A 464-nucleotide genomic window follows, 5' to 3' on the forward strand; every position below is an offset into this window, starting at 1 on the left:
GCATTATGACCTCCGAAACCAAATGAGTTAGATAGACCTATATTTATTTTCACTTGGCGAGCAACAGATGGTACATAATCCAGATCACACAATGGATCAGGGTTTTCTAAGTTAATTGTTGGAGGAACTATCCCTTCCTTTAAGCTCATTGCTAAAGCAATTGCTTCAACTCCACCAGCTGCCCCTAACATATGACCAAGCATAGATTTATTAGCTGTTACCGGAATCTGATAAGCTTGTTTTCCAAACAGTTGCTTAATAGCCATCGTTTCAGAGATGTCCCCCACTTTTGTACTTGTTGCATGGGCACTAATAACATCAACTTCTTCAGGCGATATATTGGCATTTTTTAAAGCTGCTCTCATTGCAAGATAAGCACCTTTACCTTCCGGATGTGTAGCTACGATATGGTATGCGTCTGAACTTGCACCATATCCAATGACTTCTGCATAAATCTTTGCCTC

At 40.3% G+C, this 464-nt stretch carries 1 protein-coding gene; it reads right to left on the bottom strand.

Translation table 11 applies throughout. From position 1 onward, the window contains the following. The coding region (locus tag QO049_RS30525; RefSeq protein ID WP_481748643.1) for a beta-ketoacyl-[acyl-carrier-protein] synthase family protein at window positions 1-464 on the bottom strand (464 nt) is incomplete at both ends.

This window comes from Bacillus sp. RB3 (assembly GCF_030164735.1).
Taxonomy (GTDB): domain Bacteria; phylum Bacillota; class Bacilli; order Bacillales; family Bacillaceae_G; genus Bacillus_A; species Bacillus_A cereus.